15 protein-coding genes are annotated in these 17092 nt (G+C 65.2%); 13 read left to right on the top strand and 2 right to left on the bottom strand.

Annotated elements, in window-relative coordinates:
• Nucleotides 1–51 precede the first annotated feature (51 nt).
• The 12 genes from MJ205_RS06805 to MJ205_RS06750 all read left to right on the top strand — a co-directional run bounded on the left by MJ205_RS06805 (nt 52) and on the right by MJ205_RS06750 (nt 13497).
• Entirely contained in the window at nt 52–1449 is a 1398-nt protein-coding gene (locus MJ205_RS06805) for a type II and III secretion system protein family protein (protein WP_239811763.1), read from the top strand.
• Between the two features lie 4 nt (nt 1450–1453).
• Nucleotides 1454–2905: an AAA family ATPase gene (locus MJ205_RS06800; RefSeq protein ID WP_239811762.1), complete on the top strand. Its 1452-nt coding sequence runs from the start codon at nt 1454–1456 to the stop codon at nt 2903–2905.
• Nucleotides 2906–2913: 8 nt separating this feature from the next.
• Nucleotides 2914–4239 (top strand): CpaF family protein, encoded by a 1326-nt coding sequence (locus MJ205_RS06795; protein ID WP_239811761.1) that lies wholly within the window; start codon nt 2914–2916, stop codon nt 4237–4239.
• Nucleotides 4236–5216, top strand: coding sequence for a type II secretion system F family protein (locus MJ205_RS06790; RefSeq protein ID WP_239811760.1), 981 nt, complete (start codon nt 4236–4238; stop codon nt 5214–5216). The genes MJ205_RS06795 and MJ205_RS06790 overlap by 4 nt, the downstream gene beginning before the upstream one ends.
• A gap of 89 nt (nt 5217–5305) precedes the next feature.
• Nucleotides 5306–6295, top strand: coding sequence for a type II secretion system F family protein (locus MJ205_RS06785; RefSeq protein ID WP_239811759.1), 990 nt, complete (start codon nt 5306–5308; stop codon nt 6293–6295).
• Between the two features lie 2 nt (nt 6296–6297).
• A complete protein-coding gene (locus MJ205_RS06780) occupies nt 6298–7317 on the top strand; it encodes a tetratricopeptide repeat protein (RefSeq protein WP_239811758.1) in 1020 nt (339 codons plus the stop codon).
• 18 nt (nt 7318–7335) lie between these two features.
• On the top strand, nt 7336–7782 hold the full coding sequence (locus tag MJ205_RS06775; protein ID WP_239811757.1) for a DUF3613 domain-containing protein: 447 nt from the start codon (nt 7336–7338) through the stop codon (nt 7780–7782).
• Between the two features lie 24 nt (nt 7783–7806).
• Nucleotides 7807–8358 (top strand): TadE/TadG family type IV pilus assembly protein, encoded by a 552-nt coding sequence (locus MJ205_RS06770; protein WP_239811756.1) that lies wholly within the window; start codon nt 7807–7809, stop codon nt 8356–8358.
• Complete coding sequence (locus MJ205_RS06765; protein WP_239811755.1) at nt 8355–8861, top strand: TadE/TadG family type IV pilus assembly protein; 507 nt, start codon at nt 8355–8357, stop codon at nt 8859–8861. Before MJ205_RS06770 ends, MJ205_RS06765 begins: the two co-directional genes overlap by 4 nt.
• Nucleotides 8862–8875: 14 nt before the next feature.
• Entirely contained in the window at nt 8876–10717 is a 1842-nt protein-coding gene (locus MJ205_RS06760) for a TadG family pilus assembly protein (RefSeq protein ID WP_239811754.1), read from the top strand.
• A 33-nt stretch (nt 10718–10750) separates the two neighbouring features.
• Nucleotides 10751–12193: a sigma 54-interacting transcriptional regulator gene (locus tag MJ205_RS06755; RefSeq protein ID WP_239811753.1), complete on the top strand. Its 1443-nt coding sequence runs from the start codon at nt 10751–10753 to the stop codon at nt 12191–12193.
• A 26-nt stretch (nt 12194–12219) separates the two neighbouring features.
• Nucleotides 12220–13497, top strand: coding sequence for a glycosyltransferase (locus MJ205_RS06750; protein WP_239811752.1), 1278 nt, complete (start codon nt 12220–12222; stop codon nt 13495–13497).
• Between the two features lie 15 nt (nt 13498–13512).
• Here MJ205_RS06750 and queC read toward each other — a convergent pair whose 3' ends face one another.
• Together queC and MJ205_RS06740 are read right to left on the bottom strand one after the other, a co-directional pair.
• On the bottom strand, nt 13513–14214 hold the full coding sequence (gene queC / locus MJ205_RS06745) for a 7-cyano-7-deazaguanine synthase QueC (protein WP_239811751.1): 702 nt from the start codon (nt 14212–14214) through the stop codon (nt 13513–13515).
• A gap of 55 nt (nt 14215–14269) precedes the next feature.
• Nucleotides 14270–14614: an ArsR/SmtB family transcription factor gene (locus MJ205_RS06740; RefSeq protein WP_239811750.1), complete on the bottom strand. Its 345-nt coding sequence runs from the start codon at nt 14612–14614 to the stop codon at nt 14270–14272.
• 283 nt (nt 14615–14897) lie between these two features.
• Here MJ205_RS06740 and fusA point away from each other — a divergent pair, with 283 nt between their 5' ends.
• Nucleotides 14898–17009 carry an elongation factor G gene (fusA, locus tag MJ205_RS06735; protein WP_230776467.1) on the top strand — a complete coding sequence of 704 codons (2112 nt, stop codon included), beginning with the start codon at nt 14898–14900 and terminating at the stop codon, nt 17007–17009.
• Nucleotides 17010–17092: the final 83 nt, after the last annotated feature.

Raw genomic sequence — 17092 nt, 5'->3', positions numbered from 1 at the left:
CACGGGCCCGCAAGGCCCGGAACCAGAACGAGACAGACGAGGGAAACGACTATGAGAACCACTGCACTCGCATCCGCCGCCTGGCTGCCCCTGCTGGCCGCCACCTTGGCCGTGCAGGCCCAAACGGTGGCCCCCGCTGCCATGAATGTGCAGCCCCTGGCACTTGTGCAAGGCCAGCAGCAGCTGTTCAAACCCGGTATCGCCATTGCACGCATCGCCATTGGCGACCCTGCGGTGCTGGATGTGCAGGTGCTGGGCGAACTGCCCCAGACCGGCAAGCCCGCCGCCGGCAAGGCAGCAGGCCAGCGCCCCACCCGCCATGCCGAGCTGCTGCTGACCCCCAAGGCCGCTGGCAGCACGACCTTGATGGTCTGGCCTACGCAGGGCGAACCGCAGACCTGGAGCATCGTGGTCAGCGGCCCGCGCCTTTTGCTGGAGCGCCGCCTGCAGTCCCTCCCCGAGCATGCGCGTGCCGCGTCGGAACTGGCCGCCCTGGCCCCCAAAGGCACGCCATTGGCCGACCTGTCCAAGGTGGACGTGCGCAGCAATACCGTGCAGGTGGATGTACAGGTGGTGGAGTTCAAGAAATCGGCCATGCGGCGTGCGGGCGTGCAGCTCAACAGCGGTGGCGCCAATGACCATGGCTTCCAGTTCGGGGTCTACACCCCTGGCAGCAATGGCAGCAGCAGTGGCTCGTCCAACGGCGGCAGTGGTAATGGTAACGGCGGCGACAACGGCACCTCGGCCATTGCCAGTGCGATGAACCTGGTGCTCGGCTTTGGCCGCGCCTTCAGCGGCCGGGGCATTACCGCGCAATTGGGCTTTTTGGAAGGCAATGGCCTGGCGCGCGTGCTGGCCAAGCCCACCTTGGTGGCCCATAGCGGCCAGACCGCGAGCTTTCTGGCGGGTGGCGAAATCCCCATTCCGGTGCCCAGCGGCGGCAGCAACAGCATTTCCATCCAGTACAAGGAGTTTGGCGTCAAGCTGCAGCTGACACCGACCATTCTGTCGAATGAGCGCATCGCCCTGAAGGTGGCGCCCGAGGCCAGCGACCTGGACTACACCCAGGGCGTCACCATCAACGATATCTCGGTGCCCGCGCTGCGCACCCGCCGGGCCGACACCTTTGTCGAGCTGGCGGACGGCGAAAGCTTTGTCATTGGCGGGCTGGTCAGCCGCTCGACCCTGTCCAACGTCAAAAAGGTGCCGCTGCTCGGTGACCTACCCATCCTGGGCACCTTCTTCAAGAATCTGGATTACTCCCAGGAAGAGACCGAGCTGGTGATCATCGTCACGCCACGCCTGGTGCAACCTTTGCCGGCAGGCACCAATCTGGAGGCCCTGCTGCCTGGTGCGCCGCAGGAACTGCCCAATGCTGGCCGCGTCTGGGCGCCCTATGCCGTGGGTGCGCCCTATGCCGACTCGCCCCTGCCCGGCTTTTCGTACTGATGCCATGAACAAGGACTCTCTCGCCCCCCACAGCGCAGGCCCCGCGCCCGAGAGCCCCTCGCTGGCCGACCTGCTGACGCCACGGCCCGTCCAGGCACGGCCTGCGCCGGCAGATGCCAGCGAGCGCCCCGCGTTGCGCGCCGTGCCTCCCTCGCTGACACAGGTACCGGCGCATGCCGACCACACGGTCGACAGCGCCGCCACGGTGCCACTGCTTCTGGTGCAAGCGCCCGCGCCGCAAGGCGCACTGGCGCTGGTCTGGATGCAGCGACTGCTGGGCGGCACCCAGCCCCATGTTGCCCCAAGCCTGTACACGGTAGCCGAGCAAGTGCGGCAGCTGCAGCCCCATGCCGTGCTGGTGCAGTTTGATGGCGCCAATGTCGATGCCGCTACGGCGCTGGTGGCGCAACTGCAGCAGGCATTCCCGCATATCCCTCGCCTGGCAATCGGGCATGCGCAGGAAGCCCCATGCCTGCTGGCCGCGCTGCGCGCGGGCGTACAGGATTTTCTGGATCTGGATGCGCCGCTGGAGCCGGCCCAGCGCGTGGTCAGCCAGTTGCTGGCACGCCCCGCCGCCGTTGACCACCGCCGCGCGGACTCCGCCCCGATCACCGCGCTGCTCTCGGCCCGCGCCGGCCTGGGCTGCAGCCTGCTCGCATCGCACCTGGCCTGGCAACTGCAAGAAGGCCTGAGTCCGGCCCATGGGGCCAAAGCCACAGCGCCCGCCAGCCATGCGGCCGATGCGCAAAGCTTGCACACCTTGTTGCTGGACATGGGGAGCTCGGGCGGGGACTGCGCCATCTACCTCAACACCCCGGGCGAGTTCAGCCTGGCCGATGCGCTCAGCCAGCAGCGCCGCCTGGACAAGCGCATGGCGGCCAGTGCGCTGTCGCGCCACCCGAGCGGCCTGCGGCTGCTGACCATGCCCCGCCATGCCACGCCGCCAGTGGCCGGAGAGATTGACGCGCTGGTCCAGCGCCTGGGCCAGTACTTTGAGCACCTGGTGCTGGACCTGGGCGCTGACACTCCGGTGCCAGTAATGGCCGAGGTCCTGCCGCAGGCCAGTGAGGTGTGGCTGGTTTGCGACCAGAGCGTGGCCAGTGTGGTCTGGACGGCCGAGCTGCTGCAGCAGCTGCAGGCCATGGGCGTTGCAGCCGATCGCATCGAACTGCTTGTGAACCGCCATGACAGCCGCCTGGAGCTGGCGGCCACCCACATGGCGGCGCAGTTGCAATTGCCACTGCTGGGCCGCATTCCGGAGCGCCGCCGACCGCTGATGCAGGAGGTTAACCGTGGCCAGTTGCTGCCGGCGCAGCGCCGCAGCGAACCCTATGTGAAGGCCGTCGCCCAGCTGGCTGATCAGCTGCTGGCCGAGCACCACCCACAGCGCCCGGGCCACCGCAGCAGTGCGGCAGGCCCCTTGCAAACCCTTCTCCAGCGCCTGCGCGGCCACTGAACACGACCATGACCACCCCGGACTACACCAACGCCGCCACCGCTACCAGCGACAGCTTGCAGCATGCCCAGCTGCTCGCCGATCTGAAGAACCATGCCTATGAGCATTTGCTCAGCCGCATCGAGGAACTGGGGGCGGAGTTTGGCCGCTGGTCGCAGGCGGCAATTGCGCAGTTTGTGAAGCTCGAGCTCGACAGCTTTATCCGCCTGCATGCGGTGCCGGTCAATGAGCAAGAGGCCCGCCAGGTGGGCGAGGCGCTCAGCCGCGAACTGACCGGCCTGGGCCCGCTGCAGCCGCTCCTCGAAGACCCGAGGGTCGAGGACATCCTCATCAACGGCTACCGGGATCTCTATGTCTCGCGCGGCGGCATGCTCGAGCGCGAGGCCTCGCATTTCAAGGACGACGAGCATGTGCTGCGCATCGTGCGGCGCATTCTGGCGCCGCTGGGCCGGCGGCTCGATGAATCCAGCCCCATGGTCGATGCCCGCCTGCCTGATGGTGGCCGTATCAATGTGATCATCGGCCCGCTGGCCATCGACGGCCCCACGGTCTCGATCCGCAAGTTCCGCAAGGATCCGCTGACGCCCAAGGACCTGGTGCAGCTGGGGAGCTTTAGCGAAGACATCTGCCGCATTCTGGAGATGGCGGTGAAGGCCCGCTGCAACATTCTGGTGAGCGGCGGCACCAGCTCGGGTAAGACCTCCTTGCTCAATGCGTTGGCCAGCTTTATCCCCAGCAACGAGCGCATCGTGACCATTGAGGACACCGCCGAGCTGGCCCTCAACCACAGCCATGTGGTGCGGCTGGAGAGCCGGCCGGGCAGCTTTGATGGCTCGGGCCATGTGAGCATCCGCGACCTGCTGGTCAACAGCCTGCGCATGCGGCCCGACCGCATCATCGTCGGCGAGGTGCGCAGTGGCGAAGTGCTGGAGTTGCTCCAGGCGATGAACACCGGCCACGATGGCTCCATGGGCACCATCCATGCCAGCTCGCCCCGCGAATGCCTCTACCGCGCCGAGATGCTGGCGGGTTTTGCCGGCTTTCAGGGCAGCGAAGTGAGCCTGCGCCGCCAGATTGCCAATGCGGTGGACTTCATCGTGCAGATCGGCCGCCTCTCCAATGGCCGCCGGCGCCTGTTGTCGCTGACCGAGGTGACCGGCATGACGGACAACATGATCTCCACCCAGGAACTCTACCGCTACGAGGCCCAGATCGGGCCCGATGGCCAGGAGCAGGACCAATGGGTGTCCATGGGCATCTCCCCCCATTCCCCCAAATTGCTGGCCTGGTGGCGCGCCCAGCAGCAGCCCGGCAGCAGCGGAGGGCCACGATGAACATCCACCCCGCCGTCCTGGTCATCGCCGCCCTCGCCTGCGCGCTGCTGGCCCTGGCGCTGTGGCTGTTCTCCCGTGCGCGCCAGCAGCAGGCGCGGCAATCGATTACCGGCCATCTGCAGCGCAGCCGCGATATCCAGCGCGACCTGATGGCCAGCGTTGCGGCAGCACCGATGCCTGGCATGGTGGCCGAGCCGCGCGCCTCCACAGCCTTGCCGGGCGCACCCGGCAGCTCGACGTCAGCACGGCAGTGGCTGTATGACCGCCTGGGCTATGGTGCCTGGGGCATCAGCCCGCGTGGCATGGTGATGATCGCCGGGCTGGGCCTGGTACTCGCATTTGTGGTTGCACTGCAAGCAGGCGCCTTGCTGGGAATGATGGTGCTGGGGGTCTATGCATTGCTGACCTGGTTTGGCATCTGGCACCGGGTGAGCAAGCGCCGCGCCAAGATGCTCTCGCTGCTGCCCGGCTTTCTGGACAATATGGTGCGCCTGATCTCCATCGGCAACTCGCCCCACGCGGCCTTCCAGTTTGCCAGCGGCAATGTGCCCGAGCCGCTGGGCAGCGCCTTGCAGCATGTCAATGCCTCGCTCAGCGTCTCGCCCGACCTGGGCCAGGCGATGACGCAGCTGGAGCGCACCTGGAAACTGCCCGAGTTTGGCCTGCTCGCCGCCGTGTTCCGCATGAGCACACGCTATGGCGGCCGGGTGGACCAGGTGCTGGAGCGCGTATCGGCCTATATCCGCGACCGCCAATCGGCGGAGCGCGAGCTCCATTCCCTTTCCACCGAAGTGCGCCTGTCGGCCTGGATCCTGGCCTTGCTGCCCCTTGTTGTGGGCACCTTGATCATGCTGCTCAACCAGGGCTACTTTATGCGGCTGTGGCAGGACGGTACCGGCCAAAAAATGATCTTTATAGCCGCAGGCCTGGAAGTATTTGGCTCCTTCCTGCTGTATCGGCTGGCACGCCTGAAATAAGGAGGGCCAAAGATGTTCCGATCCAGACGCCTTCAACGCCCCTATGGTGCATCACTGTCAGCGCACGCCTGCAGCGCAGAGGAGCGCCCATGACCGCCGCTCAACTGTGGATCGCCAGTCTGGCGCTCGCTGCACTGGGTCTGCTGATGCTCGCCGGCAGACTGCTGCTGCGCCAGCACCGCGCCGCACGCACCGAGCAGCGTGTCGCACAACTGCTGCGCCAGCGCGAAACCGCAGCGGCAGTGATCCAGCCTTTTCCGATGCCCGGCCTGCAGCCCCTGCCCAGTTCCGCATCGCAGAGCGAGCAAGAAGCGGCCCAGCAGGTGATTGAGCGCCTCAAGCCTCCCGCCTGGCTGGACACGGGGCTTGCCAAGGCATTGTTTGCCGACGAAGACCGCAAGCTGATGGAGCAGGCAGGCATCGAGATGGCACGCGGCGGCCTCACCTTTGTGGTGAGCCGCACAGTCCTGTGCCTGGCGTTGCCGGCCTTGGCGCTGCTGTTTTTTGAGCCCCAGGGCAGGATGGCCGTGTTCTATGGCTTTGCAGCGTTCAGCCTGGGCCTGATGCTGCCCAAGTGGATTCTGCGCTCCAAGGCCAATAACCGGCGCAAGCAGGTGGTCGAGGAGCTGCCGCTGTTTGTGGACCTGCTGCGCCTGCTGCAAGGTGTGGGCCTGAGCATTGACCAGAGCCTGCACATTCTGGCGACCGAGTTTGGCAGCGTGCTGCGGGTGCTGAGCGCCGAGCTGGGCCTGGCCAACCGGCTCTACAGTTCGGGCCGCACACGCGAGCAGTCGCTGCAGCGCCTGGCCATGCTGGGGGCCGATGACGACATGAGTGCCGTGGTCAACCTGCTGGTACAGGTGGACCGGCATGGCGGCGCCGTGCAGGAGCCGTTGCGCGAGTTCAGCCTGCGGCTGCGTGAAAAGCGCCAGGCCAGTTTCAAGGAAAAGATCGGCACCATCACCGTCAAGATGACCGGCGTGATGGTGCTGACCTTGCTCCCTGCATTGATTGTGATCACCGCAGGCCCCGGCTTTACGGCGGTGATCCGCTCCCTGTCATCCATTGGAGGGCGATAAGCATGCGCCAGACCCACCGCAACACCCGAACACGGTCCCTACCGCTGCTGGCCCTGGCGGCCGCGCTGCTGGGCGGCTGCGCCTCGAAGGGCCCGCAAGGCTATGGCGCTGCCGAGCAAAGCACGGCCGCCCAGGCGCAGCAGCAAATGGAGAAGGCCGCGCAGCTGACCCAGATCGATGCGCAGCAGACCTATCTGAACCTGATCCGCCAGATGCAGCAGGCCAACCAGTGGTATGCGTCGCTGGCACACACGCAGGCCTTTGAGCGCCAGTACGGCAGCCAGCCGCAGATCCGGCTGATGCGCGCCGATGCGCTGCGCAACACCGGCCAAGGCAAATTGGCCGAACAGGGTTACCAGGCCTTGCTGGCCGATCCTGACAGCAGCACGGTTGCACGTGCCCGGCGCGGCCTGGGTCTGCTGTACGCCAGCCAGGGCCAGTACCCCAACGCCATTGCGCAGCTGGAGATGGCACGCCAGATCAACCCCATCGATGCCGATGTACTGAGCGACCTGGCCTATGCCCATATGCTGGATGGCCAGACCGAGGCCGCCCATCTGCCGGTACTGCAAGCGGCGCAGTTGGCCCCCGGCAATGCGCGGGTGCAGCTCAACTTGGCGCTCTACCTGATGGCCAGCGACCAGAAGGCGCAGGCCTCGCAACTGCTGCAGCGGCTCAGCCAGCCCGCTGCCAAGAATGTGCCTGCGCTGATTGATGCGAACTCGATGCAGACCTTGCAAGCCCAGTTGCAGACGGTGCAGATCGCCATGCGCCGGCGCAACGGTGGCGAGTTGCCAACGCCCGCACCGCTTGCGGCGGCGCCCATGGTGGACAGTGCCACGCTTGCAGCCAGCCCGCTGACCGTTCCGGCTACTGCCCCTGTTGTAGCCCCGGCAGCAGCGCCATCCGAAGTGCCAGCGGCGGGATCTAGGCCTGCCTTGCCCACGGCCTTGCGCAGTACGGCCGCTGGCAACGACAGCCCACCCATCACCGCATCCCCAGCACGTCCCATTGCGCCTTAGCACCACCAGGAGTACCCCATGTCTCAGTCTCTTTCTCTCCCCACCTGGCGTTCCGTGCTGATGCTGGGCCTGGCTGCTAGTGCCGGCCTCTCGGCATTCGACGTGCATGCCGAATCCAGCCGCGCTGTGGTATCGGTCGAGGCCGAGGTGCCCAGCCTGGAGATGACACGGCAAGCGCCGGTGGTGCAGATTCCCGAGCGCGCCTCGCCCGCCACGCAGCCCTATATCCCGCTGGCCACGGAGAACAGCAACCCGTCGCTGGAAAACCCGGTCATCTGGCGCAGCCGCCCCATCGTCATCGGCAATGCCACCGAGCGCCTGCTGGCCATGCAGACGGCATCACCGGGCGTACACCCTCGCCCCATCGATGGCGAGCAGGCCGGCCGCAGCTACCAGCGCTATTTGAAGAGCTTCGAGACCAAGATCCCCGAGCGCTTTGAGACCGGCCTGGATGTGAAAAAGTAAGTCCCCGCCGTCCAGGAGCCCGCGATGCGCCCGCACCCCACCCCATCCATGCACCACTGCAGGCACTCGCGCCAGCAGCGCGGGGTGTATGCGCTCGAGTGGGCCATCATCTTCCCGGTGTTCTTTGCACTGCTCTACGGCATCGTCTGCTACGGGCTGACCTTTCTGGTGCGCCAGTCGATGCAGTATGCGGTCGAAGAAGGCGCCCGCGCAGCGCTGCGCTACCCCAGCTCCACGATCATCGGCAGCAACCCGCCCACCTGGGCCTTCCGCAGCCTGCAGGCGCGCCGCACCACGGCCAACGCGCTCAACTGGTTGCCGGCCGAACTCCGCCCAGCCGAGAGCGATATCAACTTCACGCTCTGCCACCTGGCAGACACCGCCTGCAACCAGGACACGGCGTTGAACCCGGCGCTGGACTGCAATATCGAGACTCCCTGCCTGGTGCTGGTCAGCTACCGCATCGCCAACTACCGCCAGGGCGCCATTGCGCCGGCGATTCCCGGTTTCGGCCTGTTGCTGCCCGCCAGCCTGCAGGCCCAGGCGAGCCTGTTGGTGGACAGGAGGATGCTATGAAGCAGCTGCGCCTGTATCTGCACACCAGCGCGCAGCCGCGGCGCCAGCGCGGCGTTGCAGCCATCGAGTTCGCGCTGATTGCCGTGTTCATGGTCGTCATGCTGCTGGGCGTGACGGTGTACTGGCGCGCTTTCCAGGCGCAGCAGTCGCTCACCCGGGCGGCGGGCGATGGCGCACGCGCCATTCTGGGCGTGCTGGCAGCGGGGGTCAGCGACCCCTGCCATCCCACGCAGGCAGCGGCCAACCGCGCCACCATCCAGCTGCGGGTGGCGCAATCGGTGCGCTCCAGTCTGGAGCGCAGTGACATACCGGGCACGGTGGCAGACCAATTGACGGTGGGCGCCATCCAATGGCAAGCGGCCTGCCCGAGCACAGGCACCGGCAGTGCCACGTTTGAGCTGCGCTACCAGCTCGCGCCACTGTTCGGCACGCAAAGCGCCTGGGTTACCGAACCACGGCAGCTCTATGAAAAAAGCGTGGTGCACTTTGCATCGCTGCTGTGAGGAGGATCAGCACCATGTCCGCCTATAGCGCCCCTTCCCTACGACGCCCCATACCTGCGGCCCAGCGCGGCGCCGTGCTGGTGCAGTTTGCGCTGCTCGCTGCCGTGCTGGTCACCTTGCTGGGCACCGTGCAGATCGGCTATATGTACTACGCCAAGCGGGATCTGCAGCGCATCGCCGATGTGGCCGCGCTCGAAGCCGTCAACGCCATCACCTACGGCAACTCTGCGACCTGCGGGCTGGGCCGGACAGCGGCCAACCAAAGCGTGACCACCCAAATGCGCCTGTCGCTGAACAACGAACAGCGCACGATTGACTGCGGCCACTGGGACAGCAGCAAGGCCGATGCGCTGCGCTTTGGCCTCAACAGCAGCCCGATGAATGCCGTGCGCGTGCAGCTCCAAGGCGAGGTGCTGCAGCTGGTGCCTTTTATCGGCTCCCGGGTGGTGGCCGCCGCTGCCACCGCAGCCAAGGACAGCGAGCCGGTGGCCGCGTTCTCGATCGGATCGCAGCTGCTGCGCTTCAACAACAATGGCCTGCTCGGGCGCATCACCGCGCTGGTGGGGCTGGATATACAGCGCCTCACCGTGCTCGACAAGGACGGCATCGCCAATGCCAAGATCACGCCCTCGGGCCTGCTCAAGGTGCTGGGGCTGCCCATTGGTGTCAATGACCTGGCGCTGCTCACCCCCAATGACCTGGCCAACGTCAATGCCTCGGTGATCGACCTGATCGACGCCGCGATCCAGGCCGGCAGCGACAGCCTGCTCAATGCCGGGGTGGATATCGCCGCCCTGGTCGATCTGCGCACCTACCTGGCCGCGTTCCAGATCGCGAACGTCAAGCTGCCACTGGGGGGAGACAAGGGCTTGCTGGCGATCATCTCTGCGGGCGGCGCGGCCTCGCCCATCGGCGCTGGGCTCGATGCCGCCATCGGCCTGGGTGACCTGGTGCGCACCCACCTGCTCGCTGCCAATGGCAGCAACAGCGTGGCGCTGGGCCTGGGGCTGCCGGGCATTCTGGATGCCAACCTGACCGTGGTGGAACCACCGCGCAACGCCATCGGCCCCGCCAATGGCCAGACCAAGGCGCGCAGCGCCCAGGTGCGCCTGACCGTCAACATCGGCGAGGATAAGAGTGTCAGCACGCCCAGTCTGTTGGGGTTGCTATTGGGGAACACGCTGGGAATCCACGTACACATTCCGATTCAGGTGGATCTGGTGCGTAGCACTGGTACGTTGGAAGCCATCCAGTGCACTCCTGCCCGAAATGATCGCCGCGCCAATATCTCCGTGCGCTCTGCGATTGGCGATGTCTGCATTGGCAAGCTGAATGCCAATGGCGTATGCCAAAAGACTGAGTTGGTGAAGCTCAACCTGCTAAATCTATTAGGGGGCATGAGGGTCGAAAGCAAGCTATCCACCTCACTGCTTGCAGGAGCTTCCTACACATCGCCACCTAATGCACAGGCATGTCCCTTTAACAGCACCAATCTGGATGAATGCTTGGTCGGCATGCAAGTGGACGTAGAACGCTCCAGCGGACCTAACGGGCTGCGATTGGGCGCGACTGTCAGCAACTTGCTGCAGCAGGTGCCGGCGCTTGTCGGAGATATACAAAACGCTGAAACCTTCGGCATATTGGGTGGACTGCTTGGCGGACTCAATGCGGTGCTCGGTGGTCTGAATCTGCTGATCACTCTGGTGGTGTCTGTGGTGAGCGCCTTGCTCGCCCCGCTGCTCAACACCATCGGCGGCGCACTGGACCTGCTGCTGCAGGGCCTGGGCATTGAGCTGGGCCGCGCCAGTGTGGATTTGCTGGGCATCCAGTGCGACACCGCCCAGATCGTGCAATGAGGACAGGAGTGAGCGCAGCGACATGAAGAACCGATGGAATATAACGTGAATCAGAACGATTTGGTCATCTACGTCTGGGAAGGCCAAGCGGACATTGCAGAACGGGTGGAGCGCTGCATGGTCAACTTGGATGTGGACGTGGTGCGCGCCGATGGCCTGACCCTGTCGCCCGTGGTGGCACAGGGCGGCAACGCCATTGCCGTGGTCAGTGTGTCGGTGCTGGAAGGAGCGCGATTTACGCGCCAGGGGATCGAGGGCAACTTTGGCGGCATGCCGGTGCTGTGGGTCAGCGCCAAACCGCGTGGCGAAGGACCGGGCACCTATGCCACCGAGTACTCCCATGTGCTGCCCTTTGACTTTACCGGCGCGGAGCTGCGGGCGATGCTGGTGCGCATTGTGCGGCGGCTGCAAAGCACCAGGCACAAGCAGCCCCGTGGCGACGACATCATCGCCGAGGCCGAATGCATGCTGGCGCTGCTGCGCGATGTGGACACCTTTGCCGACTGCGAGCACAGCGTGCTGATCTTTGGCGAGACGGGTACCGGCAAGGAGCGCATTGCCGAGCGCCTGCATGAGCGCAATACGCACTACGGCCAGGGGCCCTTTGTCGTCGTCAACTGCGGCGCCATCCCCGATGGCCTGTTCGAGTCGCTGTTCTTTGGACATGCGAAGGGCTCGTTCACCGGTGCAGTGACGGCGCACAAGGGCTTTTTCGAGCAGGCCAATGGCGGCACCTTGTTTCTCGACGAAATCGCCGATCTGCCGCTGTACCAGCAGGTCAAGCTGCTGCGCGTGCTCGAAGAGCGCACGGTGACCCGGCTGGGCGCCACGTCGCCGGTGGCGCTGGATTTTCGGCTGGTGGCGGCCACCAACAAATCGCTGCGCGAGCTGGTGCATGCTGGGCGCTTCCGGGCGGATCTGTTCTTTCGCCTGGCGGTGATCGAGCTGCAGATGCCCAGCCTGGAAGAGCGTGGCGAGGCCGACAAGCTGGCCATCTTCAACAGCATCCTGCGCAAGGTGGTGGGCGAGGAGATGATGGAACGCCTGGGTGGGCCGCCGATGTTCATCCTCGACGCGATTGCGCAGATGTACTTCCCCGGCAATGTGCGCGAGCTGCGCAACCTGGCCGAGCGCGTTGGCGTGGCCGCCCGCCAGACCCAGGACTGGCATGCCGGTGGCGCCACCGAGCGGCTGCTGCTGCAGGCCCAGAGCCTGTCGGCCACCACCTTTCCGCTGGAGCCCCATGCCGCCGAACCGCTGCTGGCCGACCGCAGCAACTGGGACCTGGAGGAGCGCAACCGCATCATCGAGGCCTTGCATGCCAACGACTGGCGGCGCCAGCACACCGCGCAGCAACTGGGTATCAGCCGCAAGGTGCTGTGGGAGAAGATGCGCAAGTACCAGATCTCGGACGGTGAACCGCTGGTGCCGCTGGCACCAGCCGCCGCGCAAGCCAACGATAACCTGCCCCTGTGACCCTGCAAACCCAGCCTTTGCCGACCATGACAGACAAACCCCTGATCGTTTTTGTAGGCGCGGTGTACCCGAGCCAGTACAGCCTGCTGTGCAGCTACCTGCGGGCCCAGGGCCTGGCCGATGCGTGGTTCATGACCACGCCCGGCCACAAGGCCAACCATGAGAAGCACTGCGACCACCTGCTGTCCTTCCAGCCCGATGGACTGATCGTCGGCCCCCAGAGCTACTACTACTCGGACAAGGTCGAGCGCTCGGCGCGCATCTGCCGGGGCGTGCTCAAGGCGCTGGAAGACTTCGAGGCCGCGCAAGGCCGCAAGATCGATGTGGTGGTCGCCCATTCGCTGTGGGGCGCGCCCAACTGGCTGTATGGCGAGCTGGACGCCGCCATCATCAGCTACATCGAGTTTCCCAGCTACCTGGCCCACGGCTGGGATGCCGCCTACCCGCCCGACCAGGCGCAGCGCCTGGGCGACCGCAACACCGAGATGCTGAGCTTTCACCAAGTGCTGTGCAGCGACCTGACCATCGTGCCCAGCGCCTATGCGCGCTCGATGTTCCCGGCGCTGCTGCAGGACCGCATTGCGGTGCAGTTCGAAGGCTTTGACATCCAGCCGCCGCTGCGCAATTGGGGCGCGGCCAGCGAAGCAGCGGATGGGGCAGGCCGTGCCGACAAGCCTTTCACGATCGCCTTCTCGGCGCGGGATCTGTCCAGTGCCAAGGGCTTGGAGACCTATATCCGGCTGGTGGACCGCATGGTGCGCGAAGGCGATGGCCAGAACACCCGCTTCATCGCCATCGGCGATGCCAAGGCCTCCACCTACGGCTATGAGCAGCAATGGGTGGAGCGGCGCTACGGCGGCAAGGTGGAGAGCTTTCGCGACCATCTGCTCAAGGTCTACCCGGCAGCCGATGTGATCGAGTTCCCCGGCCACCTGCCCTATGGCCAGTTCTCGGCGCTGCTGGCCGAGGTTGATCTCTTCCTCTACCCACTGCGCTATGGCGTGGCCAACTGGGGCCTGATGGAGATCCTGGCGCGCGGCGGCTGCGTGATTGGCTCCAACTGGGGCTTTGCGCCCGAGCTGATTGCCCACAACGTCAACGGCCTCTTGCTGCCCGACAACGACGACGACTGGATCGACGCGATACGGCAGCTGCGCAACGACCCGGCCCGGCGCCAGCGCTATGCCCAGGCTGCGCTGGAGACCGGCAAGGCCTACCATATCGCCAAGGTGGCGCCCCGCTTTATGGCGCTGTTTCAGCGGGCGATGGCCAACCGCAAGGCGCCGCTGGTGGCGCCGCGCTAGGGCGGCATGGAGGACCTAGGCGCCCTGTGTCCACCTAGCGAAACCCTGGGCGCGCAACGCACAGGCCGGGCATTCGCCACAGCCATAGCCCCAGTCATGGCGCTCGCTGCGGTCGCCCTTGTAGCAAGTGTGGGTGTCTTCCTGCACCAGGGCCGTCAAGGCGTCGCCGCCCAGGTCCTGCGCCAGCTGCCAGGTCGCGGCCTTGTCGATCCACATCAGCGGCGTCTCCACCACCAGCTGCCGGCCCAGGCCCAGGCTCAGCGCCACCTGCATGGCTTTCATCGTGTTGTCGCGGCAGTCGGGGTAACCGGAGAAATCGGTCTCGCAAATGCCGCCCACCAGCACCGTGCACTGGCGGCGGTAGGCCACCGCAGAGGCCAGGGTCAAAAAGACCAGGTTGCGCGCCGGCACAAAGGTATTGGGCAGGCCATCGGCCTGGTAGGCCAGTGCGGCATCCGTGGTCAGCGCCGTATCGCTGATCTGGCCGAGCACATCGATGTTCAGCAGGTGGTCATCCCCCAGCTTTGCCGCCCAGTGCGGGAACTGCGCGCGCAAGTGAGCCAGCACCGTGCTGCGGCATTCCAGCTCCACCCGGTGGTTCTGGCCGTAGTCGAAGCCAATCGTTTCCACATGGGCATAACGGCTCAATGCCCAAGCCAGGCAGACGGTGGAATCCTGTCCACCCGAAAAAAGTACCAGCGCCTTGGCGTCTTGCATGCTGCGCTTCTCCATCCATCAAAAATCTAAAAACCGGGCTTGTATGGGCAATGGCTCAGCTGCGCTCACCCCAGGCCGTGCTGGCATCGGTCAGCGCATCGCTGCGCGTGGCCGACAGTATCGCGTCGAGCAGTCCGGGAAAGCGTGCATCGAGGTCTTCGCGCCGCAGCGACAACAGGTTCTCGCGCCCCGCAGGGCGCTGCCAGATCACGCCGCTGCTGCGCAGCACGCGCCAGTGGTGCGTCATCGTGGATTTGGTCTGGTCGCGCAGCAGCGCCGTGCAGCTGCGCTCCTGGCCATCGGCCAGCACGCGCACCACTGCCAGCCGGGTGGGGTTGCCCAGCGCGGTGAGCACATTTTCCAGATGAATCTGCGCAGATTCAGGGTGGTGAGGAATCATCGGAGTCCATGCGCCACGGAGGCGCGCATCGATCGACCCGTCGGGCCGGGTAAAAGGCCGTCATTCTGCCTGGGTCAGCAGGGCTGACAGCCCGATGGGCGCTATTGTCCCCAAACCGCCAATACCCATGACGACAGTACGATTGTCATCGTACTATTAATATCGCTCTTTTCTGGCCCTGTGCCGGTGCTGTCCTGAAGGCACCGGATGTCGCAAAGTGGGAGCGCACAGGGCTGTAACATGCAGCTGAATCCAGCTGATATACCGACCCAAGGAGGTCAACATGGCCCGCCATACCCCCATAGAACGCTATCGCAACATCGGCATCTCTGCGCACATCGATGCCGGAAAAACCACGACGACCGAGCGCATCCTGTTCTATACCGGGGTGAGCCACAAGCTGGGCGAGGTGCATGATGGCGCCGCCACGATGGACTGGATGGCCCAGGAGCAAGAGCGCGGCATAACGATCACCTCGGCCGCGACAACGGCCTTCTGGTCGGGCATGGAACGCAACTTCCCGGCGCACCGCATCAACATCATCGACACCCCCGGTCACGTGGACTTCACGATCGAGGTCGAGCGCTCCATGCGCGTGCTCGACGGCGCCGTGATGGTCTATGACTCGGTGGGCGGCGTGCAGCCGCAGTCCGAAACCGTCTGGCGCCAGGCCAACAAGTACAAGGTGCCACGCCTGGCCTTCGTCAACAAGATGGACCGCATTGGTGCGGACTTCTTCCGCGTGCGCCAGATGATGGTGGACCGCTTGAAGGCCAACCCCGTGCCCATCGTGATTCCGATTGGCGCCGAGGCCGAGTTCTCCGGCGTGATCGACCTGATCAAGATGAAGGCCATCATCTGGGACGAGGCCTCGCAGGGCATGAAGTTCGAGTACCGGGACATCCCCGCCGAGCTGCAGGCCTCTGCGCAGGAATGGCGCACCAAGATGGTGGAAGCCGCGGCCGAAGCCAGCGAAGCGCTGACCGACAAGTACCTGAACGACGGTGACCTGCCTGAGGCCGACATCATTGCCGGATTGCGCCTGCGCACGATTGCGACGGAGATCCAGCCCATGCTGTGTGGCTCGGCCTTCAAGAACAAGGGCGTGCAGCGCTTGCTGGACGCCGTGGTCGAGCTCATGCCGTCGCCGCTGGATGTGCCTGCGGTGACTGGCCACAGTGAAGACGAGAACGACAGCACGGTACTGACGCGCCGCGCCGACGATGGCGAGAAGTTCTCTGCCCTCGCCTTCAAGCTGATGACCGACCCGTTTGTGGGCCAGCTGACTTTTGTGCGCGTCTACTCGGGCGTGCTCAGCAAGGGCGACCTGGTCTACAACCCGATCCGTGGCCGCAAGGAGCGCATTGGCCGCATCGTGCAGATGCATGCCAATGAGCGCCAGGAAATCGATGAGATTCGCGCCGGCGACATTGCCGCCTGTGTGGGCCTCAAAGAGGTGACGACCGGTGAGACCCTGAGCGACCCGAGCGCGCCGATCATCCTGGAGCGCATGTCCTTCCCTGAGCCCGTCATTGCGCAAGCGATCGAGCCCAAGACCAAGGCCGACCAGGAAAAGATGGGCATCGCCCTGTCGCGCCTGGCCGCCGAGGACCCCTCTTTCCGCGTGCGCACCGATGAGGAATCGGGCCAGACCATCATCGCCGGCATGGGCGAGCTGCATCTGGAGATCATCGTGGACCGGATGAAGCGGGAGTTCAACGTGGAAGCCAATGTGGGCAAGCCCCAGGTGGCCTACCGCGAAACCATCCGCAATACGGTCAAGGATGTGGACGGCAAGTTCGTGCGCCAGTCGGGCGGCAAGGGCCAGTATGGCCATGTGGTCTTTACCCTGGAGCCGATGGAGTCCGGCGAAGGCTTTGCGTTTGTCGACGAAATCAAGGGCGGTGTGGTGCCACGCGAGTACATCCCCGCCGTGGAGAAGGGGGTGCGCGAGGCACTGACGACCGGCGTGCTGGCCGGCTACCCGGTGGTGGATGTGCGCGTGCGCCTGACCTTTGGTTCGTACCACGATGTGGACTCGTCCGAGCAGGCCTTCAAGATGGCGGCCATCTTTGGCTTCAAGGAAGGCATGAAGAAGGCCAACCCGGTCATCCTGGAGCCGATGATGGCGGTCGAGGTGGAAACGCCGGAAGACTATGCCGGCACCGTGATGGGCGACCTGTCGTCGCGCCGGGGCATGGTGCAAGGCATGGACGACATTGCCGGTGGCGGCAAGAGCATCAAGGCCGAGGTTCCGTTGTCCGAGATGTTTGGCTATGCCACGCAGCTGCGCTCGATGACGCAGGGCCGCGCCACCTACACGATGGAGTTCAAGCGCTACACCGAAGCGCCTGCCCATGTGGTGGCGGGCATTGCGACCCGGTCGAACCGATAAGGCCTGGGCCTGCTTTAGCAGGCCACTCAGTCCATAGGCAAGCAAGTCAGCAGGCACATCGCCCCCAAAGCGATGTGCCTGTT

The organism is Comamonas sp. B21-038, assembly GCF_022387135.1.
GTDB lineage: Bacteria > Pseudomonadota > Gammaproteobacteria > Burkholderiales > Burkholderiaceae_C > Comamonas > Comamonas sediminis.
The sequence above is the reverse complement of the archived record's forward strand: the minus strand, read 5'-3'. Positions and strand labels throughout refer to the sequence as shown.